An 18,018-nucleotide genomic window follows, 5' to 3' on the forward strand; every position below is an offset into this window, starting at 1 on the left:
TGGCCTGCGGAGCGGCGAAAACGGCAGCTCAAAGGGGTTGTTTACGGTAAGGGCGCACCGCCGGTGGACCGGCGGCGCACCCTTGCCCGGATGCCGAAAGCCCGACGTCAGGCGGTGCGTGCCGTCGCCACCCGCTGCACGCGCGCCACCCGGCTCCCGTACAGCGTGATCGACACGACGCCGACGACGGCGAGGATGCCGAGGCCGACCGTGCCGCCCCAGCCGCCCGCGTGGAAGGCCATGGCGCCGAGGGTGCCGCCGAGGCTGGAGCCCACGTAGTACGCGGACTGGTACAGCGCGGAGGCCTGCGCGCGGCCCGTGGTGGCCGTGCGGCTCACCGACGAGGACGCGACCGCGTGGCCCGCGAAGAAGCCCGCGGTGATCAGGACCAGGCCGAGCAGGACCAGCAGGAGGGACGTCGACAGGGACAGCAGCAGGCCGCCCGCCGTGGTGCTCACGGCCAGGTACAGGGCGCCGCGCCTGCCGAGCCGGGCCACCAGCTTCCCGGCCGCCGCCGACGACGCCGTACCGACGAGGTAGACGAGGAAGATCGAGCCGATGACGCCCTGCGGGAGCGAGAACGGGGCCTCGGTGAGGCGGTAGCCGATCACCGTGTAGACCGCGCCGAAGACGGTCATGAACAGCGCGCCGATCGCGTACAGGCGGCACAGGAGCGGGTTCGACAGGTGCGAACGGACCGTGCGGGCCAGGGACTTGGGGCTGAGCGTGCCCGGCGTGAAGTGGCGCGGGGCGGGCAGCAGCGCGCGGAAGGCCAGCGCGCCGGCCACCGCGAGCAGGCCGACCACGGCGAGCGCCCAGCGCCAGCCCCAGGCCTGCGCGGCCCAGCCCGTGACGATGCGGCCGCTCATGCCGCCGATGGAGTTGCCCGCGACGAACATGCCGATCGCGGCGACCAGCGCCTTGGGGCGGACCTCCTCCGCGAGGTACGCCATCGCGGACGCCGGGAGTCCGGCGAGGGCCGCGCCCTGCACGGCGCGCAGCGCGATCAGTACGCCGATGTTCGGCGCGAACGGGACCAGCAGGCCCACCGCGACCGCGACCGTCAGCGAGACCGTCATCAGGGTGCGGCGTCCGAACCGCTCCGACAGGGCGCTCAGCGGCAGGACGAACAGGGCCAGCGCGCCGGTCGCCGCCGACACCGTCCAGCTCGCCGTGGACGCGCTCACGCCGAGGTCGGCGGAGATCAGCGGAAGCAGGGCCTGCGTGGAGTAGAGCAGCGCGAACGTGGCTACGCCCGCCAGGAAAAGGGCGAAGCTCATGCGGCGGAAGCCCGGGCCTCCCGGTGCCATGCGCGAGTCGTGCGTGGTGGTGGATTCGGTGGACTTGGAATCGGGGGACGACGGAGTGAGGGCGACCGCGTGGGTGGCGGACGCCCCGCTACTGGCAGGAGGCATGCCACGAACGTACGACCATGATTCTCATGCGTCCAATGCATGGAATCGCCATAATCGTTCCCATGCAGCATCAGCAGAGGTCAGGCGGTCGCCTGTCGCAGAACAGTGACACAGAGGACACAGCTCACATCGTGCGGCTGCTCGCGCCCCGGCTCGCGTACTTCGCCGGGGCGGCCCGGACGGAGCACGTCACGCGGGCCGCGCAGGAGTTGGAGGTGCCGCAGTCGACGCTGTCGCGGGCGCTGGTGCGGCTCGAACGGGACCTGGGTGTCGAGTTGTTCGCCCGGCACGGCCGCACGGTGTCGCTGACGCCCGCCGGCCGTACGTTCCTGGCCTCGGCCGAGCGGGCGCTATCGGAGGTGGGCAAGGCGGTCGAATCGGTCCGCGCGGACGCCGACCCCACCTCCGGCAAGGTGGCCTTCGGCTTCCTCCACACCATGGGCTCCGAGACCGTCCCCGGCCTGATCCGCGCCTTCCGCGCGGACCACCCCCGCATCCGCTTCTCCCTCGTCCAGAACTACGGCGAGGCCATGCTGGACCGCCTGCGCGCCGGGGAACTCGACCTGTGCCTGACGTCCCCCGTACCCGACGCCCCCGGCCTCGTCGCCCGCCGCCTCGACGAACAGCGCCTCCGCCTCGTCGTCCCCGACGACCACCGCCTCGCCACCCGCAAACGCATCCGCCTCGCCGAGGCCGCCGACGAGGCCTTCGTGACCCTCGAACCCGGCTACGGCCTGCGCCGCATCACCGACGACCTGTGCGCCGAGGCCGGGTTCCGGCCCCGGGTCGCCTTCGAGGGGGAGGAGGCGGAGACGCTGCGCGGGTTGGTCGCGGCGGGGCTCGGTGTGGCCCTGCTCCCGCCGCCCGCGGTGGCCCGGCCCGGGGTCGTCGAGCTCACCGTCACCGGGCAGCGGGCCGTGCGGGAGATCGGGGTGGCGTGGCTGGAGGGGCATCCGGACACGGCTCCGGTGGCGGCGTTCAAGAAGTTCCTGCTGGGGAGGAGGGGGCGACTGCTCCCGGAGTAGGCGGGGCGCCCCTCCTCGGGGGACGCCCCCGCCCGGCGTCCAGGACGAGGCCGGTCAGGCCGAGACGCGTTCCAGGACGATCGGCCGCGCCGAGAACTCCGTCCCCGCCGGAGCCACGTCGTACGCGCCCTCCAGGGACTTGAGGGCGTACTCGAAACGCTCGGGTGTGTCCGTGTGGAGGGTGAGGAGAGGGGTGCCCGCCACCACGGAGTCGCCCGGCTTGGCGTGGAGCTCGACGCCCGCGCCCGCCTGGACGACGTCCTCCTTGCGGGCCCGGCCCGCGCCGAGGCGCCACGCGGCGACGCCGATGTCGTACGCGTCGAGGCGGGTCAGGACGCCGGAGGCGGGGGCGGTGACGGTGTGGGTCTCGCGGGCCACGGGCAGGGGGGCGTCCGGGTCGCCGCCCTGGGCCGCGATCATCCGGCGCCAGACGTCCATCGCGGAGCCGTCGGCGAGGGCCTTCGCGGGGTCGGCATCCGGCAGTCCGGCCGCCGCGAGCATCTCGCGGGCGAGCGCGAGGGTCAGGTCGACGACGTCGGCGGGGCCGCCGCCCGCGAGGACCTCGACCGACTCGCGGACTTCGAGGGCGTTGCCCGCGGTCAGGCCCAGCGGGGTGGACATGTCGGTGAGGAGGGCCACCGTGCGGACGCCGTGGTCGGTGCCGAGGCCCACCATCGTCGAGGCCAGTTCGCGCGCGTCGTCCAGGGTCTTCATGAACGCGCCGGTGCCCACCTTCACGTCCAGGACCAGGGAACCCGTGCCCTCGGCGATCTTCTTGGACATGATGGAGGAGGCGATGAGCGGGATCGCCTCGACGGTGCCGGTCACATCGCGGAGCGCGTACAGCTTCTTGTCGGCGGGGGCCAGGCCGTCGCCCGCCGCGCAGATCACCGAGCCCGCGTCGTTCAGTACGTTCAGCATCTCCTCGTTCGAGAGGAGGGCGCGCCAGCCGGGGATCGCCTCCAGCTTGTCCAAGGTGCCGCCGGTGTGGCCGAGGCCCCGGCCGGAGAGCTGCGGGACGGCCGCGCCGCAGGCCGCCACCAAGGGGGCGAGCGGGAGCGTGATCTTGTCGCCCACGCCGCCGGTGGAGTGCTTGTCGGCGGTGGGGCGGGCGAGGGAGGAGAAGTCCATGCGCTCGCCGGAGGCGATCATCGCCGCTGTCCAGCGGGCGATCTCACGGCGGTTCATGCCGTTCAGGAGGATCGCCATCGCCAGGGACGACATCTGCTCGTCGGCCACGGTCCCGCGCGTGTACGCGTCGATCACCCAGTCGATCTGCTCGTCGCTCAGCTCGCCCCGGTCCCGCTTCGTACGGATGACGGAAATAACGTCCATGGCAGCAGCCCTTCTTCGCGCCTAAACCGGCTCCGCTCTCGCGGACCGAATTGCTCGCCGTGGGGGTTGCTCAATTGATGGTGCGGTGATCACTGGGCGCCACGGCAATCTTGCAGGGGAACTCTACGCGCATAGAGTCATGAGGTGAAGGTGGCCCCTCGCCCAGGATTCCAAGGGCGGGGGGCCGACCGTCAGTTCAGGTGTTCCGGGCCGAACGCGTCCGGCAGCATGTCGCCGAGCGACCGCACCCCGGCCGACGTCTCCAGGAGCAGGCCGACGCCGCCGAACTCGTACAGGAGCTGGCGGCAACGGCCGCACGGCATCAGGACGTCGCCCTTGCCGTCCACGCAGGTGAAGTGGGTGAGGCGGCCGCCGCCGGTGAGCTGGAGCTGGGAGACCAGGCCGCACTCGGCGCACAGGCCGAGGCCGTACGAGGCGTTCTCGACGTTGCAGCCGGTCACGGTCCGGCCGTCGTCGACCAGCGCCGCGGCGCCGACCGGGAAGCCCGAGTAGGGGGCGTACGCACGGGACATGGCCTCGCGCGCGGCATCCCGCAGGCCGTCCCAGTCGACGTCCGCGGCAGCGGTCATTTCCCTTGTCCCTTCCGGTACGGCATCCCGTTCGCCTTCGGCATCCGCAGGCGCTGGGCGGAGAGCGAGAGCACCAGCAGCGTGACGACGTACGGCGTGGCGGTGACGACCTGGTTCGGCACCTCGTCGGTGAGGCCGTACCAGAGGAACATCAGCGCCGAGGCCGCCGCGGTGATCACCGCGGGGACGTAGCGCTTGCGCCAGATCAGGTAGGCCGCGCCGATGAGAAGAAGGATGGCGATCAGGAGCAGCAGGGCGTGGACATTCGTGCCGCCGCCCCGCAGCTTCAGGCTGTCGGTGTAACCGAACAGGCCGGCGCCGAGCGCGAGTCCGCCCGGCATCCAGTTGCCGAAGATCATGGCGGCGAGGCCGATGTAGCCGCGCTGGCCGGTCTGGCCCTCCAGGTAGATGTTGGAGGCGACCAGGGACAGGAACGCGCCGCCGAGGCCCGCGAGGCCGCCGGAGATGATGACGGCCAGGTACTTGTACTTGTAGACGTTGACGCCGAGGGACTCCGCCGCGATCGGGTTCTCGCCGCAGGAGCGCAGCCGCAGACCGAACGCCGTGCGCCAGAGGATGAACCAGCTCAGCGGCACCATGGCGACGGCGATGAGGGTGAGCGGCGAGACGTCGGTGAGCAGACCGCCGAGCAGACCCGCGATGTCGGACACCAGGAACCACTGCTTCTGGTTGAGGTCCTGGAGCCAGTCCGAGAGACCCGGCACCGAGAACTTCCCCAGGGATTCCACACCGGGCGACTGCTTCGACGTACCGCCGTCCTCACCCTCGAAGGCGAAGGTGGAGAGGTAGCGCGTGGTGCCGAGGGCGAGGATGTTCAGGGCCACACCGGAGACGATGTGGTTGACGTTGAAGGTGACGGTGACGATCGCGTGCAGCAGGCCGCCGAGCGCCCCGCCGAGCACGCCGAAGACGATGCCGACCCACGGGCCCCACTGGAAGCCCGCCCAGGCACCGAACCAGGTCCCGAGGATCATCATGCCCTCAAGACCGATGTTGACGACGCCCGCGCGCTCGGCCCACAGGCCGCCGAGGCCCGCGAGGCCGATCGGCACGGCCAGGCGCAGGGCGCCGGACATCTGGCCGGTGGAGGTGATGCCGTGGGCGTCGGTGATGAGCCGGACCACGGAGGTCAGGACCAGGACGCCCGCGATGATCAGGAGCAGGACGGGGAGCGAGACGCGGCGGCGGCCCGGCGCGGTCTTCGCGGGCGCGGCCTTGGTGACGGTTGCCGTGCTCATCGGGCAGCCACCTCCTTCACGGAGTCGTTGTTGCCGGGGTTGCCGGGGTTGCCGTTGTCGTCACGGGCGGCACGGGCCGCGGCGGCCAGTTCCTCACCGACGCGCTGCTGCTGGCGGCGCAGGCCCCAGCGGCGTACCGCCTCGTAGGAGACGACGACCGCGATCACGATGAGGCCCTGCATGATCACCGCGATCTCCTTGTCGTACGCCACCGGCTGGGCGTAGTCGAGGGCGGGCGAGGCCTTGTCGAGGAAGGCGATGAGCAGCGCGGCGAACGCGATGCCGACCGGGTTGTTGCGGCCGAGCAGGGCGATGGTGATGCCGGTGAAGCCGAGGCCGGTGGGGAAGCTCAGGCTGTACGTGTGGACGTCGCCGAGGAGGATCGGCATGCCCGCGAGGCCCGCGACCGCGCCGGAGATCAGCATGGCGGTGAGCACCATGCGCTTGGCGTTCACACCGGAGGCGGCGGCGGCCGACTGCGAGGCGCCGGTGGCGCGCAGGTCGAAGCCGAAGCGGGTGCGGTTGAGGACGAGCCAGTACAGGACGCCCGCGAGGGCCGCGATGATCACGAAGCCGTAGATCTCGCCGGAGTCGCCCATGGCGATGCCGGGGAACCAGCCGGACTTGTGCATGATGCCGGTGGTCTGGTTGTTGCCGACCGGGACGCCGAAGTTCTCGGTGAGGGTGAGGTAGCCGATGACGCTCGTCGCGATCGCGTTGAGCATGATCGTGGCGACGACCTCGCTGACGCCCCGGGTGGTCTTCAGGATGCCCGCGATGCCCGCCCAGAACGCGCCGGTCAGCATCGCGACCAGGATGAGCAGCGGGATCTGCAGGCCGGACGGCAGCGAGACGTGCGCGCCGACGACGGCCGTGACCATCGCGGCGAGCCGGTACTGGCCGTCCACACCGATGTTGAACAGGTTCATGCGGAAGCCGATGGCCACCGCGAGGGCCGCCAGGTAGTACATCCCGGCCTGGTTGATGATCAGGACCTGGACGTCGGAGAACCCGGCCTGCTCGAACATCAGGCTGTACGGCTCGATCGGGCTCTTGCCCGAGGCGAGCAGCACGACCGACGTCAGGGCGACGGCCGCGATGAGCGCGATGACCGGACCGGCCACCGCGAGGAGCACGCGCTCCTTGTCGAACTTCTTCATCGGGCCTCGTCCTCCGGGGCGGCTTCTTTGCGTACGTCGACGGCGTCGGCCGCATCGGCCGCGGCCGCGTCGGTGTTCTCGGGGTCCGCGGCCGCGTCGTCGTTCTCGGCGTCCTCGACGTGCTCCAGGTGGCCGGAGGCCGCGCCCGTCATCGCCGAGCCCAGCTCCTCCGGGGTGACCGTCGCCGGGTCGGCGTCCGCGACCAGGCGGCCCCGGTAGATCACGCGGAGGGTGTCGGACAGGCCGATCAGCTCGTCCAGGTCGGCGGAGATGAGGAGCACCGCGAGGCCTTCGCGGCGGGCTTCGCGGATCTGGTCCCAGATCTGCGCCTGCGCGCCGACGTCCACACCGCGGGTGGGGTGCGCGGCGATGAGGAAGCGCGGCTGATGGCTCATCTCGCGGCCGACGATCAGCTTCTGCTGGTTGCCGCCAGACAGGGAGGCCGCGGTGACGTCGATGCCGGGGGTACGGACGTCGTACTCCTCGACGATGCGCCGGGTGTCGGCCTGCGCGCCCTTGGTGTCCAGCCAGAAGCCGCCGCCGCGGCTGTTGGGCTTCTCGGTGACGTGGCCGAGGATGCGGTTCTCCCAGAGCGGGGCGTCCAGGAGCAGGCCGTGGCGGTGCCGGTCCTCGGGGATGTAGCCGACGCCGCCCTCGCGGCGCCTGCGGGTGGCCCAGTCGGTGATGTTCTCGCCGGACATCCGGATGACGCCGGAGTCGGCGTGCTTGAGGCCGATGAGGGCGTCGATGAGTTCGGTCTGGCCGTTGCCCTCCACGCCCGCGAGGCCGAGCACTTCGCCCTCGTGGATGGTGAAGGAGATGTCGTCGAGGAGGGCGCGGCCCGATTCGCCGTCGGCGAGCAGCCTCAGGCCCTCGACCTCGATCATCGGCCGGTCGGTGACCGTGGACTCCGCGGTCTCCGGCGTCGGCAGCTCGGAGCCCACCATCAGCTCGGCGAGCTGGCGCGGGGTGGTCTCGGACGGCACGGCCGTGCCCACCGTCGTACCGCGCCGGATGACGGTGATGTCGTCGGCGACGGAGAGGACCTCACCGAGCTTGTGCGAGATGAAGATGACGGACAGGCCCTCGGACTTGAGCTCGCGCAGGTTGTCGAAGAGCGCGTCGACCTCCTGCGGGACCAGGACCGCGGTCGGCTCGTCGAGGATGAGGGTGGTGGCGCCGCGGTAGAGGACCTTGAGGATCTCCACGCGCTGCCGGTCGGCGACGCCGAGGTCCTCGACGTAGGCGTCGGGGCGCACCCCGAGGCCGTAGCGGTCGGAGAGCTCGGCGATCTTGCGGCGGGCCCCGGTACCGATGCCGTGCAGCTGCTCGCTGCCGAGCGCGATGTTCTCCAGGACGGTCAGCTGGTCGGCCAGCATGAAGTGCTGGTGGACCATGCCGATGCCGCGGCTGATGGCGTCCGCGGGGCTGGCGAAGGAGACCTTCTCCCCGTCGACGGCGATGGTGCCCTCGTCGGGCTTCTGCATGCCGTACAGGATCTTCATCAGCGTCGACTTGCCGGCGCCGTTCTCGCCGACGAGGGCGTGGACGGTGCCCTTGCGGACGCTCAGGTGGATGTCGTGGTTGGCCACGACGCCCGGGAACCGCTTGGTGATGCCGACGAGTTCGACGGCGCAGGCGGGCGCCCGGTCGGTGGACGGAGGGCTGGTGGACGCGTCGATGGCGCACTCTCCTCGGGAAACTTAAAGGAAAGGGGCCGGACCCGCACACGCGGTGTGCCCCTGCTTCACGCCTCAGTCGCCACCGGACGGCCGACCGAGCTCACGGAGTACGACGCCTGCCGGCTGTCGTACGCCGTCAACTGGGGTGCCGGGCGCGGTGGTTGAGGCCCTGGCCGCGCGAACGGGGCGCGAGGAGGCCGTTGCGCCAGTGTCCTCACACCCCGTTCCGCCGCCATGACGGCGCCGTTACAGCGTCGTCTTGACCTTGATCTTGTCGGTGGTGATGCCCTGCTCGGCCTTCTTGATGGCGGCCTGCAGGTCCTTCATCTTGGTGAACTCGGGGTTGGAGTCGGCGAGACCGACACCGCCCGACTTGAGGTCCGCGCGCACGACGCCGCCCTCGGCCTTGTCATCCTTCACCGACTTCACCAGGTTGTACACCGCTCCGGCGACGTCCTTGGTGGCCGAGGTGAGGATGTACTTCTTGTACTTGCCGAGCGCCTTCTGCTGGTACTGGTCGGAGTCGACGCCGATCGCCCAGATCTTCTTGGCGGCGGCGGCCTCGATGACGCCCTGACCGGAGAGACCGGCCGCGTGGTAGACCACGTCGGCGCCGCCCTCGATCTGGCCGCTGGCCGCCTCCTTGCCCCGGTCCGGGCTGGAGAAGCCGCCGTCCTCGGCCTTCTCGGTGAGGAACTGGCGCTTGACCTTGACCGACTTGTCGGTGTCCTGGACGCCCTGGACGAAGCCCGCCTCGAACTTGCGGATCAGCGGGTTGTCGACACCGCCGATGAAGCCGACGGTCTTGGACTTGGTGGCCTTGGCGGCGGCGACACCGGCCAGGTACGAGGACTGCTCCTCGTTGAAGACCAGGTCGGCGACGTTGTCGGCCTTGATGGTGGCGTCGTCGACGATGCCGAAGGTGACGTCCGGGTTCTTGGCCGCGACCTCCTTGATCGCGGGCGCGTAGGCGTAGCCGACGCCGATGACCGGGTTGTAGCCCTGCTTGGCCAGCTCGGTGAGGCGCTGGACCTTGTCGGCGTCGGACTCGCCATCGGTGGGCTCGACGGCCTTCTTGCCGACCTTGAGCTCCTTGGAGGCACGGTCCATGCCCGCGGTGGCGGCGTCGTTGAACGACTGGTCGCCCGCGCCGCCGACGTCGTACGCGATCGCGACACCCTTGCTCTTGCCGTCGTCGTTCTTGGCGGCGTCGCTGGAGGTACCGCCGCAGGCGGTGGCGGAAACGGCGAGAGCGGCGGTCGCGGCAGACGCGAGCGCTATTCGGGACACCCGGCGCATAGAGACGAACTCCTTATGTACAAGGACGTGAGTACGGACGCGGCTTGGCGGACCTGGGGACACACGACCGGCCACGTACGTGCAGTGCGCCTCACCCGGCGCTGATTTCGCCGCAGCGTAACGCGCGTAGACCTGACATAAGAACCCTTCTGTCCGGTCCGTTATCGAGCTGTGGCCACCAGGCGTCGGGCGGGTGACGGGCGGGTGCGGCGGCCATCGGAGGCCTGAACTGCGGCGGATTCACCGGGGGCCAACGGGTTATACGTACGACCCGGGTACGGCGGTCCGACGCCGTTATACGTACGACGTCGGACACACCACACAAAACCCGGATCAAGGCCGGGTCTTGACCTTCACCTTGCCCTCGACGATGTCCTTCTTGGCCTTCTCGACGGCGGCCACGACATCCTTCATGTCCCGGTACGCCGGGTTGGCGTCGGAGAAGCCGACCCTGCCCGACTTGAGGTCGTAGCGCTGGGTGCCGGTCATCGGCTTGCCCTCGACGACGGACTCGGTGAGGTCGTAGACCGCGCCGCCGACGTCCTTCAGGGCGGAGCCGAGGATGTACTTCTTGTACTTGGCGAGCGCCTTCTGCTTGTACTGGTCGGAGTCGACGCCGATCGCCCACTTCTGCTGCGACCCGGCCTCCTGGATCACGCCCTGCCCGGAGAGCCCGGCCGCGTGGTAGAGCACGTCGGCCCCGGCTTCGAGCTGTCCGCTGGCCGCGTCCTGGCCCTTGTCGGGACTGGCGAAGCCGCCTTCCTCGGGCTTCTCCGTCAGATACCGCTTCTCGATTTTGATCTTCGGGTCGACCGACTTCACCCCCTGCACGAACCCGGCCTCGAATTTGTGGATGATCGGGATGTCCACACCGCCGATGAATCCGACGTGCTTGACCTTGGTCGCTTTCGCGGCGGCGACACCGGCGAGATATGAACCCTGTTCCTCGTGGAATACGAGATCGGCGATGTTGTCGGCCTTGACGGTGTCGTCGTCGATGATCCCGAAAGTGACCTTCGGATACTTCTTCGCGACTTCCTGCACGGCGGGCGCGTACACGAATCCGACGCCGATCACCGGGTCGTAGCCCTGCCGGGCCAGCGTCTCGATGCGCTGTGTCTTGTCGGCGCTGGACTCGCCGTCGCCCGGCTCCATGTCGATGCCGCCGATCTTGAAGTCCTTGCGGGCCCGCTCGTACCCGGAGAACGCGGCGTCGTTGAAGGACTGGTCGCCCCGCCCGCCGATGTCGTACGCGAGGCCTATGCCCTTGGCCGCGTACTTCCCGTCGTCCTTCTTCCCCCCGTCGTCGTCCTTGGCGGCATCGCTGCTGGTGCCACCGCACGCGGAGGCCACGAGGGCGAACGTCGCCACCGTCACGGCCACTTGGGAAATCCTCGACACCCGACGCCGACGCATAGGACGCACCCCTTACGTTTCGAACGTTCCCCAACGCACCTGTGACGGCGCTGATTTCGGCGCACATTAACGCGCGTAGAAAGGGAGGGGAACGGGTCCGGCGGTGGCCGTTATCGATTCGTGGCGGGGTGCGTCGCGGAGCGCGTCGCGAGTGTCCGGGACGGTACGGGTTACGCCCGCGTAAGGGGAGTTACGCGGGCGTTGATCGGGGTGGCGGCGGGGCCCGGTGGATTTCCGGGCGCCCCGTCGCGCCGTCAACTCGGGCGGTTCGCGCCGTCGATGAGGGCCGCGGCCGTGAAGAGTTCGACGCCCACGGTGATGGCGTGTTCGTCGGCGTCGAAGTCGCCCTGGTGCAGGTCGCGGACGCCGCGCTCGCCGGGGGTGCGGACGCCGAGCCGCGCCATGGCACCCGGGACGTGCTCCAGGTACCAGGAGAAGTCCTCGCCGCCGAGGCTCTGCTCGGTGTCCTCCACGGACGCGGCGCCGCGCCGGGCGGTCATGGCGTCCCTGAGCAGGTCCGTGACCACCGGTTCGTTGACGACGGGCGGGACCCCGCGGACGTAGTTGATCTCGGACTTGGCGCGGTAGAGGTCGGCGATCTCCTGGATGGCGCCGTGCACCAGGTCGGGCGCCTGCCGCCAGGCCGCGAGGTCGAGGCAGCGGATGGTGCCGGACAGCTCGGCGTGCTGGGGGATGACGTTGCAGGCGTGGCCCGCCTCGATGCGGCCCCAGGTGACGGCGAGGCCCGAGCGGGCGTCGATGCGGCGGGACACCAGGGCCGGGACCTCGGTGACGACCTTCGCGGCGGCGGTGACGAGGTCCGTCGTCAGGTGCGGCCGTGCGGTGTGGCCGCCGGGGCCGTCGAGCGAGACCTCCAGGCGGTCGCAGGCCGAGGTGATCGGCCCGTGCCGCAGGCCGATGCGGCCCGCGTCGACGCGCGGGTCGCAGTGCACGCCGATGATCCGGCCGACGCCGTCCAGGGCGCCGCACTCGATGGCGTCCGTGGCGCCGCCGGGCAGCACCTCCTCGGCGGGCTGGAAGATCAGCCGCACGGGCTGCGGGAGCAGTCCCTGCTTCGCGAGCTCGGCGAGCACGAGCCCGGCGCCGAGGACGACGGTCGTGTGCACGTCGTGGCCGCAGGCGTGGGCGCGGTCGGGGACGGTGGAGCGGTAGGGCACGCCGGTCTTGGTGTCCGGGATGGGGAGGGCGTCGATGTCGGCGCGGAGGGCGAGGACGGGGCGGGGGCGGGTCGCGGGGGTGGCGCCGGTGCCGGTGCGCCCCCTGTCTCCTGTGCCCCCTGTACTGGTGCCTCCTGTACCCCCTGGACTGGTGACCCCGATGTCGCAGATGAGCCCGGTGCCGGTGCGCAGGACGCGGGGTTCGAGCCCCGCTGCCTCAAGCCGGGCCTTCAGTGCCGCGGTGGTGCGGAACTCCTGGTGGCCCAGTTCCGGATGCATATGCAAGTCGCGACGGAAGGCTACGAGTTCGGCGCGCAGCTCTTCTGGCAGCGCGCCGGGCAGATCTCCGGGCGGCACGGACTCGGATTCGGACTCGCGGGACATCAATTGGTTCACCCTGTGAAGGGTAAGGCGATCGACGGGTCAACTACGGCTCGATCAACAAAAGTTCAGCCAGATTGAGGTAAGAAAGCTGGCCGCGTGCGCATGTCCGGCTGGTACGGCGGGTATGAAGATTAGTTACCTCCGCTAGGCGGAGAGCGATCACCGCAGGTCATTCGGCTCCACCTCTGGGTGTGGGGTCATCCTTGCGGCGTAGGGCGCGGGAAGATCGCGCCAAGCGGCTGACGGGCAGCTGACGGGCGGCGGCGGGCGGATGACCGCTCGGCGCGGGTGCCCCCGGGGGCGTGTGGCCGCCGGGCCCCCGCCCGCCGACGGGAACGGCGCCGCCCCTCCCCTGCCGAGGGCGGCGCCGTCGTCGTGCACCCGCGCACGGGTGTACGTCTGCTTGCCGGTGTACGTCTACTTGCCGGCGAACTTCCAGACGTACGGCTCGCCGTCCTCCTTCTCGGCCCAGTGGACCTCCAGGGCCTTGGCGCCCTTGGGCACGAGGTAGGTCTCACAGAGCTCGTGGCTCTCGCCCTGCTTCCAGCCCTCGATGTCCAGCGGGTCGTCGCAACCGGGCGCGTCCTCGGCGGCACCGATGACGAGGCCCCCGCGCCGGCCGTCGGCCCAGATCTCCGTGGTGTCGGCGACGTCGGGAGTCTCCTTCACGACACCACCGCCCTTGTGCGTGAACTTCAGGTGCGCGACGGCCGGGACGAGCCCCTTGGCCTTCTTCGGGTCCCGCACCATCTTCTGCGTGTCGGCCTCGGTCCCGACGTCGACCTTCTGCGCGACCACTTCGTACGTGACGGGGGTGGCGCCCTCCTTCACCTTGCCGGTGGCGCTCTTGCCGACGCCGAGCGCGCCGCCGCCGGTCGACTTGTCCCCGGCCGGCTTGTCCTTCGAGTCCGCCGCCGGTGCCTCGTTCTTGGATTTGCTGTTCGACTTCTTCGAGCCGCCGTCGTCCCCGCCGCACGCGGTGAGCGTGAGTGCGAGCACGGCTGCGGGCACGCCGAAGCGGAGGATGTTCTTTCGGTAGAGCAAAGGTGACTCCTGGTACGGAAACTGAGTGAGCGGCAAGAGTAGGAGGCCGCCATGCGGGGAGTCCAGGCGCCCCCCTGCTGGTGAGGCGGACCTCTCACTTGCCGTACGCAAACACCAACAGAGAAGGCGAGTTCAGACAGATGACCCCGAAGTAACCCTCTGCCAGGGCTACCTGACGATTCATTCGCCAGGACAAATCAGCAACGATGCCCAATCCTCCCCGCCCGGCGTTCCGAAGGTAGGGAGGCGGACGCGTCCCAGGTCTTCCGGGGCTCTCCCGGTCCCCGGGAGGGGTCGGCGCCGTTGTCGCCTCCCCGCGAGGGGGCGCCGACCTGTCCGCCCCACGGCATGCTCGCGGAGTTCCCGGAGTTCCCGGAAAAGCGAGTGCGGCGTACGTCCAGCCTCCCGCCGTCATGACGGCTCGTAGCTGCAGGTCGTCGTAGGTGCAGGTGAGGGTCTCGGGGCCGAGTCCGCCCGCGGCGGGGACGCTCTGCGACTGGACGGTGCCGTCCGGGTTGTACTGGGTGCCGAAGTCGTAGATGCCCGCGAGCTCGGCGGCAGTGTCACCGCCCAGCGCCACCTTGGTCGGTCTACGCCGGGGCCGTCTGCCCCAGTGTCGAAGGTGACCCCGCGGCAGCCGCAAGGCCCTCCGGGTCCTCCGCGGCCGCAGAGTCGTCGGCCTCCGAAGCCAGCCGGTGCACATCCCGAGCAGTCCCCGTAACCCCCGACAGGAACCCCTGCGCCCGGGGCGACGCCGTGTCGGTGAGCCAGGACGGGTCGATGTCCATGACCGCGACCTTGACCTCGGTGCCCGCGAGGGCGAGGGGGAGGGTGTGGACGACGGTGGAGGGGAAGCTGAGGATGGTGCGGCCGATGGGGCCTCTGCGGGCGATGAGTTCGAGGGGGAGGTCGGGGCGTACGACCTGGAGGCCCGTGTCGACGGCCAGGCGGTGGAGCTTCTCCGCGCTCTCGCGGCGGTGGGCGAAGTAGCGCGTCGCGCCGTGCGTGCGGGCCAGCGCCGCCACCGCCTCGATGTAGCGGTCGAGGTCCACCACGCCCGTCTCCACCAGGGACGTGCCGACCAGGTCCGCGCCCTTGGTGATGCGCGGCGGGCCGAAGCGGGCCCGGGTCCACGCGAAGGAGTTGACCGTGACGGTCACGCCGTCCGGGGCCGTCTCGATCGGCATGGAGGAGAAGACCTCCACCCTGCGGTCGCCGTCGGGCGTCAGGCGGCGGCGCGCCTTCGACGACACCGGCATGAACACCACGTCCCGCGCGCCGGGGCGGCCGCCGCGTCGGTGCCAGCGCACCAGGCGCTCGCCGCGCGCCAGTTGGGAGATGAACTCCATCGTGGCCGTGCCGTCGTCCACCACCACCAGGTCGCGGGCGCGCGTGATGGTCAGGAGCAGTTGTACGTAACGGGAGAACGGGTCGCCGATCACTATCCGGCGGGCCCGGCGCAGCGGTCCGGCGAGGCCGCCGATCGTGTGGAACGGCGCCGTGGTGCCGCCGCGCGCCTCCTCCCAGCGCACCTGGAAGCCCTCGCCGCGCGCCAGTTCGGCCATGCGGCGGAGCTGGCCCCGGGTCATGGGGTCGGTGGGCGAGAGGACGACGAGGGTGAGCCGGTCCTCGGGTCGCGCTTCGGGGTCGGGCTCTTCGTCCGGGGTGCGGGCGGCCGTCGCCATCCCCGCCGCGTACGCCCACTCCAGCACGTTCAGCAACTGCACCGGCGACTCCACGAACGCCAGCGTGCCGTCGGCGGTCGTCGTGGGGGCGGCGCGCCGACCGGTTCGTACTGACATGAGTCCTCCCGTGTGCAGCGGTGCGGCGGTCCCCCGTGGAGCCGCCGAAGACCCGGCCCCGTGGACCGGGGCCGGAGCCGACGGAACCGGCGCCCCCGCGTTCCCGGGGCGCCGGTGGGCCGACAGGTGTCAGACGGCGACCAGCTCGCGGTCGCCCGTCTCGGACTCGGCGACGACGCCCGCGACGCGGCGGAGCTTCTTCATCGGGCCGAGCTCGGACTCGTACACCTTCTTGACGCCGTCGCCGAGCGACGCCTCGATGGTGCGGATGTCGCGGACGAGGCGGGACAGGCCCTGCGGCTCGACGGAGGCGGCCTGGTCGGAGCCCCACATCGCGCGGTCGAGGGTGATGTGGCGCTCGACGAAGGTGGCACCGAGGGCGACGGCCGCGAGGGTGGTCTGCAGGCCCGTCTCGTGGCCGGAGTAGCCGATCGGGACGTTCGGGTACTCGGCCTGGAGGGTGTTGATGACGCGCAGGTTCAGCTCCTCGGCCTTCGCCGGGTACGTCGACGTGGCGTGGCAGAGCAGGATGTTGTCCGAGCCGAGGACCTCGACGGCGTGCCGGATCTGCTTCGGGGTCGACATGCCCGTGGACAGGATGACCGTGCGGCCCGTCGCGCGCAGGGCGCGGAGCAGCTCGTCGTCCGTGAGGGACGCGGAGGCGACCTTGTGGGCCGGGACGTCGAACTTCTCCAGGAAGGCGACGGCCTCGGTGTCCCACGGGGAGGCGAACCAGTCGATGCCGCGCTTGGCGCAGTGCTCGCTGATGGCCTGGTACTCGGACTCGCCGAACTCCACGCGGTGGCGGTAGTCGATGTACGTCATCCGGCCCCAGGGGGTGTCGCGCTCGATGTCCCACTGGTCGCGCGGGGTGCAGATCTCCGGGGTGCGCTTCTGGAACTTCACCGCGTCGCAGCCGGCGTCGGCGGCCACGTCGATGAGCGCGAAGGCGTTCTCCAGGTCGCCGTTGTGGTTGATGCCGATCTCGCCGGTGATGTAGACCGGGTGGCCGGGGCCCGCGGTCTTCGAACCGAACGTGCGCAGGCGGTCGTTGGAGGCCGTGTTGCTCATGGGGGGACTTTCCTTAACTGTTGAGGGAGGGGCCGAGGATCCAGGCGGCGATCTCTCGGATCGCGCCGTCACCACCGGGGACGGAGGTGACCGCGCGTGCGGCGCCGCGCACGACGTCGTGGGCGCTCGCGACCGCCACGGGCCAGCCGACAAGGCCGAAGCACGGGAGGTCATTGACGTCGTTGCCGACGTAGAGCACGCGCTCGGGAGCGATGCCCTGCTCCTCGCACCACTGCTTCAGTGCGAGGTCTTTGCGGTCGATGCCGTGCAGGACGGGGATGTCGAGCTTCCGTCCGCGGGCGGCGACGACCGGGTTCCGTTCCGTGGACAGGATCAGCATCGTCAGGCCCGACCTGCGCAGGGCGGCGATGCCGAGCCCGTCACCGCGGTGCACGGTGACGAACTCCCGTCCGTCGGAGTCGATCAGCACCCGGTCGTCCGTCTGGGTGCCGTCGAAGTCGAGTACGACCGCGTCGATGTCGGCGCGGGTCGGGAGCGCCCCGTCGCGGTCCGCGTCGAAGAGCGGGGCGAGGGCGCGGGCGCGGGCGAGATCGTGCGGGTCGTCGATCTCCAGGACCCGCGCGGGGTCGGTGCGGACGAGTTCCGTGTGCCCGAAGAAGCGGTGCTTGTGGGTGCGGAACCCGGTGGCGGCCATGCCGTACACCGCGCCGGTCTCCAGGAGGTCCTGGGGGCGGTCCTGGCGGCGGGGGCGGAAGGACTTGTCGTGGTTCACGCCGTAGCCGCCGGAGGTGGTGGTGTCGGTGACGACCGTGGTCGTACCGCCCTCGGCGGCCGTGCGCTCGCCCTCTATGGCGGGCGGCTCGTCCCCGGCGTCGCGCCACACGAAGCCGTGGAACGGCGCGACGGTGTGCGCGGTGTCCGCGCCGCCCCGGGTGATCGCCCCGACCACGCCGTCGACGTCCTCGCGGATGATGAAGGGGCTGGTGCACTGCACGAGCAGGACCACGTCGACCGTGACGCCGTGCCGCTCCTCGTAGCCGTCCATGGCGTGCAGCACCGCGGCCTCGCTGGTCGCGGTGTCCCCGGCGATGGCGGCGGGGCGCAGCACGACCTCGGCCCCGGCGGCGCGGGCGGTCTCGGCGATCACCGTGTCGTCGGTGGACACGACGACGTCGGTGACCAGCGGCGAGGCCACGCAGGCACGGATCGCCCGGGCCACCAGCGGGACGCCGCCGACCGGCGCGAGGTTCTTGGCGGGCACACCCTTGGAGCCGCCCCGCGCGGGGATGACGGCGAGGACGCGGCGCACCGCTTCGCCCTCCGGGTGGGACGGGCCCGCTGGGTGGGGCTTGGACATGGAGGCTCCTTCAGGGATGCCTGGTGGGGGGCTGGTCGGG

At 70.9% G+C, this 18,018-nt stretch carries 14 protein-coding genes; 1 reads left to right on the forward strand and 13 read right to left on the reverse strand.

The window, feature by feature from the left end:
• Positions 1-107: 107 nt before the first annotated feature.
• On the reverse strand, positions 108-1,415 hold the full coding sequence (locus IE274_RS07020; RefSeq protein ID WP_190114680.1) for an MFS transporter: 1,308 nt from the start codon (positions 1,413-1,415) through the stop codon (positions 108-110).
• A gap of 62 nt (positions 1,416-1,477) precedes the next feature.
• On the opposite strand from IE274_RS07020, the gene IE274_RS07025 reads away from it, so the two are divergent.
• Positions 1,478-2,440 (forward strand): LysR family transcriptional regulator, encoded by a 963-nt coding sequence (locus IE274_RS07025; protein WP_190114681.1) that lies wholly within the window; start codon positions 1,478-1,480, stop codon positions 2,438-2,440.
• A 54-nt stretch (positions 2,441-2,494) separates the two neighbouring features.
• Here IE274_RS07025 and IE274_RS07030 read toward each other — a convergent pair whose 3' ends face one another.
• From IE274_RS07030 to IE274_RS07085, 12 genes are all read right to left on the reverse strand, one after another.
• Positions 2,495-3,775, reverse strand: coding sequence for a thymidine phosphorylase (locus tag IE274_RS07030; RefSeq protein ID WP_190114682.1), 1,281 nt, complete (start codon positions 3,773-3,775; stop codon positions 2,495-2,497).
• 191 nt (positions 3,776-3,966) lie between these two features.
• On the reverse strand, positions 3,967-4,365 hold the full coding sequence (locus IE274_RS07035; protein WP_190114683.1) for a cytidine deaminase: 399 nt from the start codon (positions 4,363-4,365) through the stop codon (positions 3,967-3,969).
• Positions 4,362-5,624 (reverse strand): ABC transporter permease, encoded by a 1,263-nt coding sequence (locus IE274_RS07040; RefSeq protein WP_190114684.1) that lies wholly within the window; start codon positions 5,622-5,624, stop codon positions 4,362-4,364. Before IE274_RS07040 ends, IE274_RS07035 begins: the two co-directional genes overlap by 4 nt.
• On the reverse strand, positions 5,621-6,784 hold the full coding sequence (locus IE274_RS07045) for an ABC transporter permease (protein ID WP_190114685.1): 1,164 nt from the start codon (positions 6,782-6,784) through the stop codon (positions 5,621-5,623). Before IE274_RS07045 ends, IE274_RS07040 begins: the two co-directional genes overlap by 4 nt.
• Positions 6,781-8,466: an ABC transporter ATP-binding protein gene (locus IE274_RS07050; RefSeq protein WP_190114769.1), complete on the reverse strand. Its 1,686-nt coding sequence runs from the start codon at positions 8,464-8,466 to the stop codon at positions 6,781-6,783. The genes IE274_RS07045 and IE274_RS07050 overlap by 4 nt, the downstream gene beginning before the upstream one ends.
• A 246-nt stretch (positions 8,467-8,712) precedes the next feature.
• Positions 8,713-9,765, reverse strand: coding sequence for a BMP family lipoprotein (locus IE274_RS07055; RefSeq protein WP_190114686.1), 1,053 nt, complete (start codon positions 9,763-9,765; stop codon positions 8,713-8,715).
• Between the two features lie 333 nt (positions 9,766-10,098).
• Positions 10,099-11,181 carry a BMP family lipoprotein gene (locus tag IE274_RS07060; protein WP_190114687.1) on the reverse strand — a complete coding sequence of 361 codons (1,083 nt, stop codon included), beginning with the start codon at positions 11,179-11,181 and terminating at the stop codon, positions 10,099-10,101.
• A gap of 254 nt (positions 11,182-11,435) precedes the next feature.
• The gene (locus tag IE274_RS07065; RefSeq protein WP_190114770.1) at positions 11,436-12,743 is read right to left on the reverse strand and encodes an amidohydrolase; all 1,308 of its coding nucleotides are present in this window, start codon (positions 12,741-12,743) and stop codon (positions 11,436-11,438) included.
• Positions 12,744-13,160: 417 nt separating this feature from the next.
• Positions 13,161-13,787, reverse strand: coding sequence for a hypothetical protein (locus tag IE274_RS07070; protein WP_229909290.1), 627 nt, complete (start codon positions 13,785-13,787; stop codon positions 13,161-13,163).
• Between the two features lie 590 nt (positions 13,788-14,377).
• The gene (locus IE274_RS07075; RefSeq protein ID WP_229909292.1) at positions 14,378-15,589 is read right to left on the reverse strand and encodes a hypothetical protein; all 1,212 of its coding nucleotides are present in this window, start codon (positions 15,587-15,589) and stop codon (positions 14,378-14,380) included.
• 129 nt (positions 15,590-15,718) lie between these two features.
• On the reverse strand, positions 15,719-16,660 hold the full coding sequence (locus IE274_RS07080) for an N-acetylneuraminate synthase family protein (protein ID WP_190114688.1): 942 nt from the start codon (positions 16,658-16,660) through the stop codon (positions 15,719-15,721).
• A gap of 13 nt (positions 16,661-16,673) precedes the next feature.
• Complete coding sequence (locus tag IE274_RS07085) at positions 16,674-17,978, reverse strand: N-acylneuraminate cytidylyltransferase (RefSeq protein ID WP_190114689.1); 1,305 nt, start codon at positions 17,976-17,978, stop codon at positions 16,674-16,676.
• Between the last annotated feature and the right edge of the window lie 40 nt (positions 17,979-18,018).

Source organism: Streptomyces flavofungini, from assembly GCF_014650815.1.
GTDB lineage: Bacteria > Actinomycetota > Actinomycetes > Streptomycetales > Streptomycetaceae > Streptomyces > Streptomyces flavofungini.